At 63.0% G+C, this 15158-nt stretch carries 14 protein-coding genes; 5 read left to right on the forward strand and 9 right to left on the reverse strand.

Annotated features, from left to right (window positions below; translation table 11 throughout):
• Window positions 1-31: 31 nt before the first annotated feature.
• Window positions 32-1207 carry a CaiB/BaiF CoA transferase family protein gene (locus CIT25_RS01895; RefSeq protein ID WP_095482884.1) on the forward strand — a complete coding sequence of 392 codons (1176 nt, stop codon included), beginning with the start codon at window positions 32-34 and terminating at the stop codon, window positions 1205-1207.
• The gene (locus CIT25_RS01900; protein WP_095482885.1) at window positions 1204-2853 is read left to right on the forward strand and encodes a thiamine pyrophosphate-binding protein; all 1650 of its coding nucleotides are present in this window, start codon (window positions 1204-1206) and stop codon (window positions 2851-2853) included. Before CIT25_RS01895 ends, CIT25_RS01900 begins: the two co-directional genes overlap by 4 nt.
• A 244-nt stretch (window positions 2854-3097) precedes the next feature.
• On the opposite strand, the gene CIT25_RS01910 is transcribed toward CIT25_RS01900, so the two are convergent.
• From CIT25_RS01910 to CIT25_RS01935, 5 genes are all read right to left on the reverse strand, one after another.
• A complete protein-coding gene (locus tag CIT25_RS01910; protein ID WP_095482886.1) occupies window positions 3098-3547 on the reverse strand; it encodes a CHRD domain-containing protein in 450 nt (149 codons plus the stop codon).
• A 164-nt stretch (window positions 3548-3711) separates the two neighbouring features.
• Window positions 3712-4683, reverse strand: a complete 972-nt coding sequence (locus CIT25_RS01915; RefSeq protein WP_095482887.1) for an ABC transporter substrate-binding protein — start codon at window positions 4681-4683, stop codon at window positions 3712-3714.
• Between the two features lie 81 nt (window positions 4684-4764).
• Window positions 4765-5901, reverse strand: coding sequence for an ABC transporter permease (locus CIT25_RS01920; protein WP_095482888.1), 1137 nt, complete (start codon window positions 5899-5901; stop codon window positions 4765-4767).
• Window positions 5898-6776 carry an ABC transporter permease gene (locus CIT25_RS01925; RefSeq protein ID WP_095482889.1) on the reverse strand — a complete coding sequence of 293 codons (879 nt, stop codon included), beginning with the start codon at window positions 6774-6776 and terminating at the stop codon, window positions 5898-5900. Before CIT25_RS01925 ends, CIT25_RS01920 begins: the two co-directional genes overlap by 4 nt.
• Window positions 6777-7184: 408 nt before the next feature.
• Window positions 7185-7976, reverse strand: coding sequence for an ABC transporter ATP-binding protein (locus tag CIT25_RS01935; RefSeq protein ID WP_095482891.1), 792 nt, complete (start codon window positions 7974-7976; stop codon window positions 7185-7187).
• Window positions 7977-8104: 128 nt separating this feature from the next.
• Here CIT25_RS01935 and CIT25_RS01940 point away from each other — a divergent pair, with 128 nt between their 5' ends.
• Window positions 8105-8509 carry a cupin domain-containing protein gene (locus CIT25_RS01940; RefSeq protein ID WP_095482892.1) on the forward strand — a complete coding sequence of 135 codons (405 nt, stop codon included), beginning with the start codon at window positions 8105-8107 and terminating at the stop codon, window positions 8507-8509.
• Between the two features lie 17 nt (window positions 8510-8526).
• Here CIT25_RS01940 and hydA read toward each other — a convergent pair whose 3' ends face one another.
• The 4 genes from hydA to aptA form a co-directional block, all read right to left on the reverse strand.
• A complete protein-coding gene (hydA, locus tag CIT25_RS01945) occupies window positions 8527-9978 on the reverse strand; it encodes a dihydropyrimidinase (protein WP_095482893.1) in 1452 nt (483 codons plus the stop codon).
• A 64-nt stretch (window positions 9979-10042) separates the two neighbouring features.
• Complete coding sequence (locus CIT25_RS01950; protein WP_095482894.1) at window positions 10043-11293, reverse strand: Zn-dependent hydrolase; 1251 nt, start codon at window positions 11291-11293, stop codon at window positions 10043-10045.
• A gap of 3 nt (window positions 11294-11296) precedes the next feature.
• Complete coding sequence (locus CIT25_RS01955; RefSeq protein ID WP_095482895.1) at window positions 11297-11743, reverse strand: endonuclease domain-containing protein; 447 nt, start codon at window positions 11741-11743, stop codon at window positions 11297-11299.
• Window positions 11744-11855: 112 nt separating this feature from the next.
• Window positions 11856-13184 carry an omega-aminotransferase AptA gene (gene aptA, locus CIT25_RS01960; RefSeq protein ID WP_095482896.1) on the reverse strand — a complete coding sequence of 443 codons (1329 nt, stop codon included), beginning with the start codon at window positions 13182-13184 and terminating at the stop codon, window positions 11856-11858.
• A gap of 254 nt (window positions 13185-13438) precedes the next feature.
• Between aptA and CIT25_RS01965 the strand changes: the two genes are divergently transcribed.
• Window positions 13439-14068 carry a TetR family transcriptional regulator C-terminal domain-containing protein gene (locus CIT25_RS01965; protein ID WP_095482945.1) on the forward strand — a complete coding sequence of 210 codons (630 nt, stop codon included), beginning with the start codon at window positions 13439-13441 and terminating at the stop codon, window positions 14066-14068.
• A 219-nt stretch (window positions 14069-14287) separates the two neighbouring features.
• A complete protein-coding gene (locus CIT25_RS01970; protein ID WP_095482897.1) occupies window positions 14288-15124 on the forward strand; it encodes an SDR family oxidoreductase in 837 nt (278 codons plus the stop codon).
• Window positions 15125-15158: the final 34 nt, after the last annotated feature.

Raw genomic sequence — 15158 nt, forward strand, 5'->3', positions numbered from 1 at the left:
AGGCTGCGCTTCCGACCAATCACGGTGATCCATGACTGAGCCTCCGCTGAAAGGCATCCGCGTAATCGAACTCGCCCGCATCCTGGCCGGGCCGTGGGCCGGGCAGCTGCTTGCCGATCTCGGCGCCGATGTCATCAAGGTCGAGAGCCCGGAAGGTGGCGACGACACCCGCAAATGGGGTCCGCCCTTCGTCATGAGCCATGACGGCGAGAACCTTTCGGCCGCCTACTACCATTCCTGCAATCGCGGCAAGCGCTCCATATCAGTCGATTTCTCGACGCCCGAAGGCGCCGAGACGATCCGCCGGCTGGTCGCGACCTCAGACGTGCTGATCGAGAACTTCAAGCTCGGCGGCCTGAAGAAATATGGGCTCGACTATAACAGCTTGCGCAAGAGCAACCCGCGGCTGATCTATTGCTCGATCACCGGCTTCGGCCAGGATGGGCCCTATGCGCCACGCGCCGGCTATGACTTCATCATCCAGGGCATGGCCGGCATGATGTCGATCACCGGCGAGGCTGGCCGTGAGCCGCAAAAGGCCGGCGTCGCCATCTCCGATATTTTCACCGGCCTCTATTCGGTGATCGCCATCCAGGCCGCACTTCGTCACGCCGAGAAGACCGGCGAAGGCCAACATATCGACATGGCGCTCTACGACACCCAGATCTCGGCGCTCGGCAACCAGAACCTCAATTATCTCGTCTCCGGCAAATCGCCTGTGCAGATGGGCAATGCGCATATGAACATCGCGCCCTACGAAGTGGTGCCGGTGAAGGACGGCCACATCATCCTGGCCATCGGCAATGACGGCCAGTTTGCCAAATTCTGCGCGGCCGTCGGATTGGTCGACCTGCCATCGAACCCCGACTTCGCCACCAATCCCGCTCGGGTCGCCAACCGGGCGAAACTGCGCGAACACATGATCGATGCGCTAAAAACCTTCGATCGCGATCCGCTGCTGACCAAGCTGGAGGCGGCAAATGTGCCTGCCAGCCCGATCAACACGATCGGCGAGATGTTCGCCGACCCGCAGACCATCGCGCGCGGCATGCGGCTCGACCTCGACGACGGCCACGGCAATCTCTTGCCCTCGGTGCGCGCGCCGATGGTCATGTCGGGCACACCGCTGGTCTATGAGCGGCCCTCGCCGCGTCTCGGCGAGCACACAGAAGAAATCCTAGCCGAACTGGAGAGGTCAGGAAAATGAAGACCGGCGGACAACTGATCGTCGATGCGCTCGAAGCCAACGGCACCGACCGCATCTATTGCGTGCCCGGAGAATCCTATCTTGCGGTGCTCGACGCGCTGCACGATTCGACGATCCGCACCATCGTTTGCCGCCAGGAAGGCGGAGCTGCGATGATGGCCGACTGCCATGGCCGCCTTACCGGCAAGCCCGGTATCTGCTTCGTCACCCGCGGACCCGGCGCCACCAACGCCTCGGCCGGCATCCACATCGCGATGCAGGATTCGGTTCCCGTCATCCTGTTCATCGGCCAGGTCGCCAGCCACGCCAAGGAGCGCGAGGCCTTCCAGGAGGTCGACTACGTCAGGTTCTTCGGTGACATCGCCAAATGGGTGGTCGAGATCGATGATGCCTCGCGCATCCCCGAATTCGTCACGCGCGCCTTCGCGGTGGCGACGTCCGGCCGCCCCGGCCCGGTCGTCATCTCGCTGCCGGAAGACATGCTGACCAGCCTTGCCGAGGCGCCAGCAGCCCTGCCCCACACGCCGGTCGAAACGCGGCCGGGCGAGGCCGAGCTCGATGCTCTCGAAAAGCTCCTCAACAGGGCGAAGCGCCCCTTCGTTATCCTCGGCGGCACGCGCTGGGATGCGGAGGCCGTCGCGCGGATGCGGACGATCGCCGAAGCCTGGTCGCTGCCGGTCGGCTGCTCCTTTCGCCGCCAGATGCTGTTCGATCATCTACACCCGAACTATGCCGGCGATGTCGGCATCGGCATCAACCCGAAGCTGGCCACCGCCATCAAGCAGGCCGACCTCGTGCTGCTCGTCGGCGGCCGCATGGGCGAGATGCCGTCCTCCGACTACACGCTCCTGAAGAGCCCCTACCCCGACCAGACGCTGGTCCATGTCCATGCCGATGCCGGCGAGCTCGGCCGCGTCTACCGGCCAACGCTGGCGATCAACGCCTCGCCGTCCGCTTTCGTCGAAGCCTTCGCCGGGCGCAAGCCGGCCGCCACGCCGGTCTGGGCGGATGAAACGCCAAAACTTCACGCCGCCTATCTCGACTGGTCGACACCGCCGGAAAGCGGTCCCGGCTCCGTCCAGATGGGGCCGATCATGAACTATCTCGAAACGGTGCTGCCCGACGACGCCATCCTCACCAATGGCGCCGGCAATTATGCCACCTGGGTCCACCGTTTCCACCGCTCCCGGCGCTTTGCCACGCAGGCAGCCCCCACTTCCGGCTCGATGGGCTACGGCACGCCGGCCGCGGTCGCCGCCAAGGAGCTCTTCCCCGATCGCGACGTGATCGCCTTTGCCGGCGACGGCTGCTTCCTGATGAACGGGCAGGAATTCGCCACCGCCGTGCAATACGATCTGCCGATCATCGTCATCGTCGTCAACAACGGCATCTACGGCACCATCCGCATGCATCAGGAGCGCGAGTATCCGGGCCGCGTCGTCGCCACCGATCTCAGAAATCCCGACTTCGCGGCTTTGGCTCGCGCCTATGGCGGCCACGGCGAAACGGTCGAGAAGACGGCCGACTTCGCGCCGGCCTTCGAACGCGCCCGCGCCAGCGGCAAGCCGTCGATCGTCGAGATCAGGCTCGACCCCGAGGCCATCACGCCGACCCGGACGATGACCCAGATCCGCGACAAGTCCTGAGCGTCAGACGCATAGGCCGAGTCCCTTCGCGCCCCCCTCTGTCCTACCGGACATCTCCCCCACTGGTGGGGAGATTGGATGTCGCGACTGCTTTCGCCAATTTTCGAAGTTGAACAGGCGCCAACGCCAAAGCTGCCGATCTCCCCCCTTGTGGGGGAGATGTCCGGCAGGACAGAGGGGGGCGCTGTCCCGCAAACTTCGACGGGCTAATGCAGCGCTATAGTCACCCTCGGGCGACATTGCGCTACATCGTCGCCGCCTTCTCGATCTGCCCGCGGATCTCGCCATCCTCGTGGGCCGCCGTATGGATGTTGATGTAATATTTGCCGGCCATCAGGTCGGCAGCCTGCGCGTCGGTCAGCACCGCCGCCCCCTTGAACGGGCTTTTCGGAGCGCCCTTGAACGGGACGGCGACGCCGGCATTTTCACCCTTTGCTGCCGGACCGTGAATATGTCCGGCCGTCGCAGGCCCACTGAGACCTGAATACGTCACGTTCCAGGTGAGCTGTTTCGTGGCGGTGTCGAAGACGAGAGCGGCGGTACCCTTGCCCTCGGTGGTGATGGGCGGATTCTGCTGAGCGCCATCCAGCGTCGCCTTCATCTTCATCATGTCGGCCAAAGCCGGTGAAGCGCACAGGAACGAAGCCGAAACGGCCAGCGCCGAAAGCATCGGCGAGAAGGATTGCATGCGCATGGAAATCTCCGTTGTGGCGATGACATCCGCTGAAGCTGGATGCACCGCAACAACGGTTGTGCGAGCAGATGTTTCCACCGGTAACGGCTATTTTACGTCCCAACAAAAAGGGGCGGTCGCCCGCCCCTTTTCGAATGCAGGCTTCAGAAGCCCAGTTGATCGCCCTACTTGATCGCCTTGTCGGTGATGGCGGTCGTGTAGGCGCCGGTCGGCTCCTTGGTGATGATCTTCTGGTCAAGCAGCGCCTTGGCGGTGCGTGCGTAGGTCGCCGGGTCGAGCTTGCCGTCGGCGTTGTCGATCAGCTTGGCGACTTCGCCCATCATGCGCTTCTGATGGTTCTCGTCCTGGCCGCCATTGTCCATGACGATGCCGGCCGCCTCGTCGGAATTGTCGACGGCGTATTTCCAGCCCTTCATCGAGGCGCGCACGAAACGCACCATCTTGTCCTCGAAGGCCGGATCCTTGAGCTTGTCCTCGGACGCATAGAGCCCGTCCTCAAGCAGGTCGTTGCCCATCGCCGAGTAGTTGAACACGATCAGCTCTTCCGGCTTGTAGCCGGCGTCGATGAGCTGCCAGTATTCGTTGTAGGTCATGACCGAAATGCAATCCGCCTGCTTCTGGATCAGCGGCTGCACGTCGAAACTCTGCTTCAGCACGGTGACGCCGTCCGGACCGCCGTCGGTCTTCAGGCCGAGCTTGTTCATCCAGGCGTAGAACGGATATTCGTTGCCGAAGAACCAGACGCCGAGCGTATGGCCCTTGAAGTCGGCTTCGGTCTTGATCGGGCCATCCTTCGGACAGACCAGCTGCATGCCGGCCTTCTTGAACGGCTGGGCGATATTGACCAACGGCACGCCCTTTTCGCGTGCGGCGAGCGCGCCGCCCATCCAGTCGACGATGACATCGGCGCCGCCGCCGGCGATCACCTGCTCGGGCGCGATATCGGGGCCGCCCGGCTTGATCTCGACGTCGAGGCCTTCGGCCTCATAGAACCCCTTGTCCTTGGCGACGTAGTAGCCGGCGAACTGGGCCTGCGTGACCCATTTCAGCTGCAGCGTCACCTTGTCTGCAGCCATCGCCTGGAACGCGGCAAGCGACATCGCGCCGGCCAGCATCGAAATAACAAGTCTTTTCATGTTTTTACCCTCTGAAGTTAAGTGTTCACCCTTTAGGATCAGGACCTTCAATGCGCTCCTGATTCCAAACCCGCCACCGCCCTATCCACCACGGACGGAGGGATGCCAAAACGTGACTGCTCTCTCGAAAAGAGCGACCACGCCATAAAAGACCGAACCCGCAAGTGCTGCAACTGCGATTTCGGCCCAGACCATGTCGATGTTCATCCGTCCGACCTCGGTCGAAATCCGGAATCCCATGCCGACCACCGGTGTGCCGAAGAACTCCGCGACGATGGCGCCGATCAACGCCAGCGTCGAATTGATCTTCAGTGCGTTGAAGATGAAGGGGGCTGCCGCCGGCAACCGCAGCTTGAACAGCGTCTGCCAATAGCTCGACGCATAGGTGCGCATCAGGTCGCGCTCCATATGGCCGGAGGCGGCAAGGCCGGCGACCGTATTCACCAGCATCGGGAAGAAGGTCATGATGATGACGACGGCGGCCTTCGACTGCCAGTCGAAGCCGAACCACATGACCATGATCGGCGCCACGCCGATGATCGGCAACGCCGACACCATGTTCCCGATCGGCAGCAAACCGCGGCGCAGGAACGGCACGCGGTCGGCCGCGATGGCGGCGAGGAAGCCGGCACCGCTGCCGACGACATAGCCGAAGATCACCGCCTTGAAGATGGTCTGCCGCACGTCGGCGGCCAGGACCGGCAGCGAATTGGCGATACGCACGCCGATGGCGCTTGGCGGCGGCAGCAGGATGAAAGGAATGCCCGCGCCGCGCGTCACCGCCTCCCAGATGATCAGGATCCAGGCACCGAAAATCGCCGGGATGATCAGCCTCAAAGCGGTCGCCGCCCAGCGCGAGGTCGGGCGAAGCGCGGACAGAACCGTCACGCAGCGCCAGGCCAGAAGCCATGCCGCGGCAAGCATCAGATAGAAGGAGGCGCGAGCGCTCCCCTCATTGCCGGTTATGCCGGCGAGCAGCAGCCACGCCGCGCCATGCGCGCCAATGAAAAGGAATATTGCCCTGGCTACGGGCGGAAAATGGTCAAACTGAATTGCGAGGAGCAGCAGGAAGAAAATCAAAACACCAGTCGTCACATCGTAACCGGGAGTGACATCGACAAGCGGCCAAAGAAGGAACGCGCCGGCAAGGAGGGCAAGCGCTGCAAACCCCTGCCATGAACGAGGCGCGATCGACGAAAGGCTGAGGAGATCGCTCATGCCGGCCTCCCGCCCATGGCGCGATCGACGATGCGCCCGGCGATGCCGACGACCATCACCAGCAGAGCCGCCACCACCGAGCCGGCCACCAGCGCTGACCAGATGTCGATGGTCTGGCTATAATAGGCGCCGGCGAGCAGCTTGGCGCCGATGCCGGCAACGGCACCGGTCGGCAGTTCGCCAACGATGGCGCCAACCAGGCTGGCAGCGACCGCGACCTTCATCGAGGTGAACAGGAACGGCACCGAAGCCGGTACGCGCAATTTCCAGAAGGTCTGCGAAGGGCTGGCATTGTAGGTGTACATCAGATCGAGATGAGTGAGCTCGGGCGAACGCAAACCCTTGACCATGCCGACGGCGACCGGGAAGAAAGACAGATATGTCGAGATCAGCGCTTTCGGGATCAGGCCGGTGACGCCGACCGCCGCCAGCACGACGATGATCATCGGCGCCACCGCCAGGATCGGAATCGTCTGCGAGGCGATGATCCATGGCATCAGGCTGCGGTCGAGCGTCGCCACATGCACGATGCCGACGGCGATGACGATGCCGAGCGCGGTGCCGAACGCGAAGCCGAGCAACGTCGAGGACAGCGTCACCCAGGCATTGTAGACAAGGCTGCGGTTGCTGGTGATCTTGCGCAGAAACGTGTTCTCGAAGAAATTCACCGCCACCTGATGCGGCGCCGGCAGTGTCGGCTTCGGCTGCGACATCGTCTTGCCGATAAATTCCACAACATCAGGCGTCTCGCCGGCGCGGCGATCGAGATCGCGCTGGAACGGCGCGTTGAGGATGACGGCCATAATGTACCAAACGACCATCACGCCCGCGAGGATCGAGGTCACCGGGATGAGCTTGTCGCGGAAGGAGTCCATCAGCGGCCCTCGCCAGACTGGCGCACGCTCTGCGTGACGCGAGAGGGTGACCGCGCTTTCGTCATCCTAGGGCAGAGCACCCGCGAAGCGGCGTGCGCAGACCCTAGGATCCATGCCGTGACGTTGGCCGAAAAACCCAAACGCTTCAGAATGTCCGCAGGGCAAGCCACGACGGCTGATGGTTTCTTTAGGTCGGGAGCAATGTTTCGCACCGTTGCGGGGCGGGAAGGTAACGGCATGGATCCTAGGGTCTGCGCCGCGTCGCTTCGCTCCTTGCTTCGCCCTAGGATGACGAGGGCGTGGTTTGGCGCTCCCTTTACGCACGCCGGTTCGCGGCGGGTCCGCCCTAGGATGACGAAGGGAGGGTCAGCCACTCCCCCGTCAGGAGGCAGCCCATTCTCCACCGCCTCAATCATCATAGCTGTGCCCTGCCCTGAGGCCATCACGCACGCGCGCGGCGATCGCCAGGAATTCCGGCGTCTCGCGGATGTCGAGCGGCCGCTGCTTGGGCAGCGTCGATTCGATGACGTCGCTGACGCGGCCCGGACGCGGCGACATGACGATGATGCGCGTCGAAAGGTAGACCGCCTCGGGAATGGAATGGGTGACGAAGCAGATGGTCTTGTTGGTCCGTTCCCACAGTTCCAGCAGTTGTTCATTGAGATGGTCGCGCACGATCTCGTCCAGCGCGCCGAACGGCTCGTCCATCAACAAAAGATCGGCATCGAAGGCCAGCGCCCGCGCGATCGAGGCGCGCTGCTGCATGCCGCCGGAAAGCTGCCAGGGGTATTTCTGCTCGAAGCCGGACAGGTTGACGAGATCGAGCGTGCGCTTGATCCGCGCCGCCTGCTCTGCCTTTGACAGGCCCATGATCTCCAGCGGCAGCGCCACATTGCGCGAGATCGTGCGCCACGGATAAAGGGCGGCCGCCTGGAAGACATAGCCATAGGCGCGGCTCTCACGCGCCTGCTCGGGCGTCATGCCGTTGACGGAGATGGCTCCCGAGGTCGGCTTCTCCAGATCGGCGATGACCCGCAGCAAGGTCGTCTTGCCGCAGCCGGATGGCCCGATGAAGGACACGAATTCACCCTTGCCGATGGTCAGGTCGACATTCGACAATGCCTGCACCGGACCGTCACTGGTTTGGAAGGTCAGGCCGAGCTTGCTTGCCGAAACGACGGCTGGCGATGCTCCCGTCATAGGCCGCAGCCTGCCTTTTCGCACCGCTGCCGCGCCGGTCGGAATCCGGTTGATCTTTCCTCGATGTTGCTTTCCACTCGCCCTGTCCTATCCGGCTGAGAGTTCCCACTCGATCGAGAGTCGCCCCGATGTCGCCCAAACCCACTTGTCATCTTATCCGCCCTGAAAGCTCTTATGAAGGCAAGCAGGGACTGAGTTATTTCACCGGCATCGCCGCCGAGACCGTCGGCTCCTCCGGTATCTGCATGCACCTGCTCACCATGCCCCCCGGTGCCCGCGCCAAGGCGCACATGCATGAAAGCCATGAGACGGCGATCTATGTGCTCTCCGGCGAGGTCCATACCTGGTATGGCGACCGGCTCGAACAGCACATTATCGTCAAGGCCGGCGACCTCTTCTACATCCCGGCCGGCGTCCCGCACCTGCCCGCCAATCTGAGCGACAGCCCCTCTTCGGCGGTCATCGCCCGCACCGATCCCAATGAGCAGGAAAGCGTCGCTCTGCTGCCGGAACTGGATGCTCTGGTCGCCTGAGGCGAAAACCAAGCAGCTCAAACCCCGGTCGCCGGAATACCTGTGCGTTCCACTTTGCGCGGCGCAGAAATCTCCTTCCAGGTCGACAGCGCCCGGTTGACCGCTGCATTCGGCTCGCGGCCGACGAACTCGCCATGGCCGGGCTTCGCCTTGACCTCAGCCTCCTGGATCGACAGTTCGCCGCGCGAGAAGACAAAGCGCGGCAGGCCGGTGACCTCAAAACCTTCGAAGACGTTGTAGTCGATCACCGATTGCTGTTTCTTGGAGGTGATCGTCTTCTTTCGCTTCGGGTCCCAGACGACGATGTCGGCGTCCGCGCCTTCGACGATGGCGCCCTTCTTCGGATACATGTTGAGGATCTTGGCGATGTTGGTCGAGGTCACCGCGACGAATTCGTTCATCGTCAGCCGGCCGGTGTTGACGCCCGCCGTCCACAGCACCGGCAAACGGTCCTCGAGCCCGCCGGTGCCGTTCGGGATTTTGGTGAAATCGCCGACGCCGTTGCGCTTTTGGCTGGTGGTGAAGGCGCAATGGTCGGTCGCCACCACTTGCAGCGATCCGGCCTGCAGGCCCGCCCACAGCGAATCCTGATGCAATTTGTTGCGGAAGGGCGGGCTCATCACCCGGCGCGCCGCATGGTCCCAGTCCTTGTCGAAATATTCGCTCTCATCGAGCGTCAGATGCTGGATCAATGGCTCGCCAAACACGCGCATGCCTTTCTGTCGCGCTCTGCGAATGGCTTCGTGGGCCTGCTCGCAGGAGACGTGGACGACATAGAGCGGCACGCCGGCCATGTCGGCGATCATGATGGCGCGGTTGGTCGCCTCGCCTTCCACTTCCGGCGGGCGCGAATAGGCGTGCCCTTCGGGGCCGTTATTGCCCGCGGCCAGCAGCTTCTGCGACAGGGCGGCAACCACGTCGCCATTCTCGGCATGGACCAGCGGCAGCGCGCCAAGATCGGCGCAACGCTGGAACGACGAATACATCTCGTCGTCATCGACCATCAGCGCCCCCTTGTAGGCCATGAAGTGCTTGAACGAGGTTATGCCCTTGTCGACGACGGTGGCCATCTCGTCGAACACCTGCTTGCCCCACCAGGTGATCGCCATGTGGAAGGAATAGTCGCAAGACGCTTTCGAGGTCTTGTTGTCCCACATCTGCAAGGCCTCGAGCAGCGACTGCTGCGGCGCCGGCAGGCAGAAATCGACCACCATCGTGGTGCCGCCGGCAAGGGCGGCGCGCGTGCCGCTCTCGAAATCGTCGGCCGAATAGGTGCCCATGAACGGCATTTCGAGATGGGTGTGCGGGTCGATGCCGCCCGGCATCACATAGCAGCCGGTGGCGTCGAATTCGTGGTCGCCATGCAGGTCCGGGCCGATGGCGATGATCTTGCCGTGCTTGAACAGCACGTCGGCCTTCCAGCTGCGGTCGGCGGTCACGATGGTGCCGTTCTTGATGACTTTGGACATTTTCTTGTTCCCTTCTTCTCTTCGCGCTTCTGGCGAGCGGCGTTCGGAATCTTGGTTTCCTAGCTCACTCCACGATGACAGCCGTCTCCACCACCGCATGGAACAAAACATCGGCGCCGGCCGCCGCCCATTCCTTGGAGATCTCTTCGGCCTCGTTGTGCGACAGCCCGTCGACGCAGGGGCACATCACCATCGCCGTCGGCGCGACGCGGTTGATCCAGCAGGCGTCGTGGCCGGCGCCGGAGACGATGTTGCGGTGCGTATAACCCAAGCGCTCTGCCGCATCCCGCACAGCCTTGACGCAGCCCGCATCGAAGGTCACCGGATCGAAATGGCCGACCTGGTCGATTTGATATTTGATGTCGAGCGCCTCGCAGATCGTGTCGATCCCCTCGCGGATGCGGCCATCCATGGCGTCGAGCACTTCCTTTTCCGGCGAGCGGATGTCGATGGTGAACACGGTGCGGCCGGCGATGATGTTGCGCGAATTCGGATAGACCTCCATGTGGCCGACCGCGCCGACGGCGTCGGGCTGGTAGTCCATGGCGATCTCGTGCACCAGCTCGATCACCCGCGCCATGCCGAGCCCGGCATTGCGGCGCTTAGGCATCGGCGTCGAGCCGGTATGCGCCTCCTTGCCGGTCAGCGTCACCTGCAGCCATTTCAGCCCCTGGCCATGGGTGACGACGCCGATGTCGATGCCCTCGTCCTCGAGGATCGGGCCTTGCTCGATATGCAGCTCGAAGAAGGCGTGGATCTTGCGATCACCGACTTTCTCGGCGCCCTTCCAGCCGATGCGTTCGAGCTCCTCGCCGAATTTCTTGCCGTCCTTGTCGACATGCGAATAGACGTCGGCTTGGTCGAGGACGCCGGCAAAAACGCCGGACGCCATCATGGCCGGCGCAAAGCGCGCGCCTTCCTCGTTCGTCCAGTTGGTGACGACGATCGGATGTTTGGTCTTGATGCCGAGCTCGTTGAGCGAGCGCACGATCTCCAGCCCGCCAAGCACGCCGAGCACGCCGTCATACTTGCCGCCGGTCGGCTGGGTGTCGAGATGGCTGCCGACATAGACAGGCGGCAGATCAGGCTCGGTGCCCTCGCGGCGGGCAAACATCGTGCCCATCTCGTCGAGGCCCATTTCGAGCCCCGCCGCCTCGCACCAGCGCTTGAACAGATGCCGCCCCTCGCCGTCCTCATCGGTCAATGTCTGGCGATTGTTGCCGCCGGCAATGCCGGGGCCGATCTTCGCCATCTCCATTATCGAATCCCACAAACGGTCTGAATTGATTCGCAGATTCTCGCCGGGTGCGGCCATTTTCTAAAACCTCATCGATTGCAGCACGCCGGCGTCTCCCTCCCCCTCGAGGGGAGGGTGGCCGCGAAGCGGTCGGGTGGGGTCGCCGAACATGCGCGCGACTTTCTCCTTGACCGCCTGCGCCACATGCCAAGCGCTGTTTATGACATCGGGCTCATCGACGCGAAAGATATCGAACCCGAGCGATCGCAAATAGGCGTCACGGACAGCGTCATGCCGTTTGCCCCTCTCCTGTTCGTGCAAGTCGCCATCCACTTCCACCACCAGCTTTACCGCAAGACAAGCGAAGTCGACGATATAGGGTCCGATCGGGCACTGGCGGCGGAACTTGAACCCGCCCGATTTCAATTCGCGCAGTTCATACCACAGCAGAGATTCGCCCTTGGTCGCGTGAATTCGAAGCGCGCGCGCCTTTTGGCGCATTTCGAAGCTCACGCGGGTACGGGGCATCAGAAGCGCCCTCGCAGCAAAAGGTCAGGTCGGCGCGCGTCGCCACCGAACCCACCCGACCGCTTCGCGGCCACCCTCCCCTCAAGGGGGAGGGAAAGCTGCGCCCAGTTTCTCAATCCACTGCCCTCAGCACCTCACGCACATGGTCGATCAATTCATTGATCTGGCCCTTGGTGATGATCAGCGGCGGCGACAGCGCGATGATGTCGCCGGTGGTGCGGATCAAGGCGCCGCGCTCGAACGCCTTGACGAAGGCCGAGAAGGCGCGCTTGGTCGGGCTGCCGGGAATGGGCGCCAGCTCGATCGCGCCGATCAGGCCGATGTTTCTGATATCGATGACGTTCGGCTCGCCCTTCAGCGAATGCAGCGCGTCTTCCCAATACGGCGCCAGTTCCTCGCCGCGGGTCAGCAGCCCCTCTTCCTTGTAGGTGTCGAGCGTGCCTAGCGCCGCCGCACAGGCGACCGGATTGCCCGAATAGGTATAGCCGTGGAAGAACTCGATCATGTGCTCGGGGCCGGTCATGAAGGCGTCGTGGATCTCCTTCTTGACGAACACCGCGCCCATCGGGATGACGCCGTTGGAGACGCCCTTGGCCGTCGTCATGATGTCGGGCGTGACGCCGAAATAGTCGGCGGCGAACGGCGTGCCGAGCCGGCCGAAACCGGTGATGACCTCGTCGAAGATCAGAAGGATGCCATGCTTGGTGCAGATCTCGCGCAGCTTCTCAAGATAACCTTTCGGCGGCAGGATGACGCCTGTGGAACCGGCCACCGGCTCGACGATGACGGCCGCGATGGTCGAGGCGTCGTGCAGCGCAACGATGCGCTCCAACTCGTTGGCCAATTCCGCGCCATGTTCGGGCACGCCCTTGGTGAACGAATTCTTCTCCGGCAGATGCGTGTGCGGCATGTGGTCGACGCCGCCGAGCAGCGTGCCGAACATCTTGCGATTGGTGACGATGCCGCCGACCGAGATGCCGCCGAAATTGACGCCGTGATAGCCGCGCTCGCGGCCGATCAGGCGGGTGCGCGAGCCCTCGCCTTTGGCGCGGTGATAGGCGATCGCCATCTTCAGCGCGGTCTCGACCGATTCCGATCCGGAATTGGTGAAGAACACATGGTCCATGCCCTTCGGCGCGATGTCGACCAAGCGGTTCGCCAGCTCGAAGACGATCGGATGGCCCATCTGGAAGGCCGGCGCATAGTCGAGCTCGGCGGCTTGGCTCTGGATCGCTTCGGTGATCTTCGGCCGGCAGTGGCCGGCATTGACGCACCACAGGCCGGCGGTGCCGTCGAGAACCTTGCGCCCGTCGCTCGTCGTGTAATGCATGTCCTTGGCGGACACCATCATGCGAGGCGCCTGTTTGAACTGCCGGTTTGCCGTGAACGGCATCCAGAATGCGCTGAGATCGTTCGGCGTGACTTTCAGCCGGTTGGACATGACCAAGACTTCCCCTTGTAACCTGTTTCGGTGCGGCTAACGCTTGGTCTTTCCGACACTTGGTCTCTGCTGCGTTTTCGTGCTACGCAAATTTTGACCGATTGGACAAACGTTAGCACCGCCCTGTCGGCGGTCAAGGGATTACTAGCGGAAATGCGGCATCTGAAGCGCGCTCCACAGGCCGGGGAAAAACTGGTCCAGAGAATTGGTCCAGATCGCCCTCCAACTCAAGGTCTGCCGGGGTGACGGCCGATATGGAAGTCCCCGCCCCTCGCCGCACCCGCATCCAGCAGGAAAAGCGCGAGCTCATCCTGGAGGCGGCGCTCGAAGTCTTCTCGACCAACGGCTTTCGCGGCTCGACCATCGACCAAATCGCCGAAGCCGCAGGCATGTCGAAGCCTAACCTGCTCTACTATTTCCGCCGCAAGGAGGACATCCACGAGACGCTGATGCAGCGGCTTCTGGATACCTGGCTCGCGCCGCTGCGCGAGCTCGACGATATCGGCGACCCGCTGACCGAATTGCGCAGCTATATCAGGCGCAAGCTCGAAATGGCGCGCGATTTCCCTAGGGAAAGCCGGCTGTTCGCCAACGAGATCTTGCAGGGCGCGCCGCGCATCATGCCGATGCTGGAGGGCGAGCTGAAGACGCTGGTCGACGAGAAGGCCGCCGTCATCAAAGGCTGGATGCGCGCCGGCAAGATCGCCCGCACCGACCCCTGGCACCTGATCTTCTCGATCTGGGCGACAACGCAGCATTATGCCGATTTCGACGTTCAGGTCCGTGCCGTGCTCGGCCCCAACCGCGGCGGCGACGGCCGCTTCGAGGATGCGGCAAGGTTTCTGGAACAGCTGTTCATCGACGGGCTGAAGCCGAAAACCTAACTCTCGTTTCGTCATCCTGGGATCTGCGCTGCATCGCTTCGCGGCTGCTACGCCCTGCGATGACGAAGCTTACGGGGCTGCGGCCAACCATCGGCTGATTGCGTCGGGGAATCCATCGACGCCATTATAGCAGTATGGATGCCAGGATAATGTTTGAACTGTTTGAGGCGTGTCGGATGCCCCATCTTCCACCCAGAGCAACAATGTGGAGGCTCAAGCATGGAACTGAACGACAAGACAATCCTCATCACCGGATCGACCGACGGCGTCGGCCGCGTGGTTGCGCAAAGGCTCGGCGCCGGCGGCGCGCGTGTCCTGGTGCATGGCCGCGATGCGACACGAGGCAAGGCGACGGTCGCCGAGATCGAAACCGCCGGCGGCAAGGCCGAGCTTCTCGTCGCCGACCTTTCGTCGCTCGCCGAAATCCGCCGTCTCGCCGAGGCTGTCCGCGCCCGCACGGATCGGCTCGATATCCTCATCAACAACGCCGGCATCGGCACCGCCGGCACCAAACGACAGGTCAGCGCCGACGGCTACGAACTGCGCTTTGCCGTCAACTACCTCGCCGGCTTCCTGCTCACATCGCAGCTTCTGCCGCTGCTCAAGGCGAGCGCGCCGGCGCGCATCGTCAACGTCGCCTCGGCCGGCCAGCAGGCGATCGATTTCGACGATGTCATGCTGACCCGCAGCTACGATGGCGTCCGTGCCTACTGCCAGAGCAAGCTGGCGCAGATCATGTTCACCATCGATCTGGCGCAGGAGCTGAAGGGCAGCAATGTGACCGTCAACAGCCTCCATCCGGCAAGCTACATGAATACGACCATGGTCCGGCAGGCCGGCGTCACGCCGTGGAACTCGGTCGAGACCGGCGCTGACGCCATCCTTAACCTTGCGATATCGCCTGACCTGGAAGGGCGGAGCGGCCTGTATTTCGACGGTCTGAGGGAAGCCCGCGCCAACGCGCAGGCCTATGATGCAAAGGCAAGACAGCATTTGCGGACATTGAGCCTCGATCTGGTCGAGCGTCAGCCGGCCACCTTAACATCGAAGGGATAACGTTCACGAGCGAGAAACCCTCACATGCCGTGAT

Source organism: Mesorhizobium mediterraneum (assembly GCF_002284565.1).
Classification (GTDB): Bacteria; Pseudomonadota; Alphaproteobacteria; order Rhizobiales; family Rhizobiaceae; genus Mesorhizobium; species Mesorhizobium mediterraneum.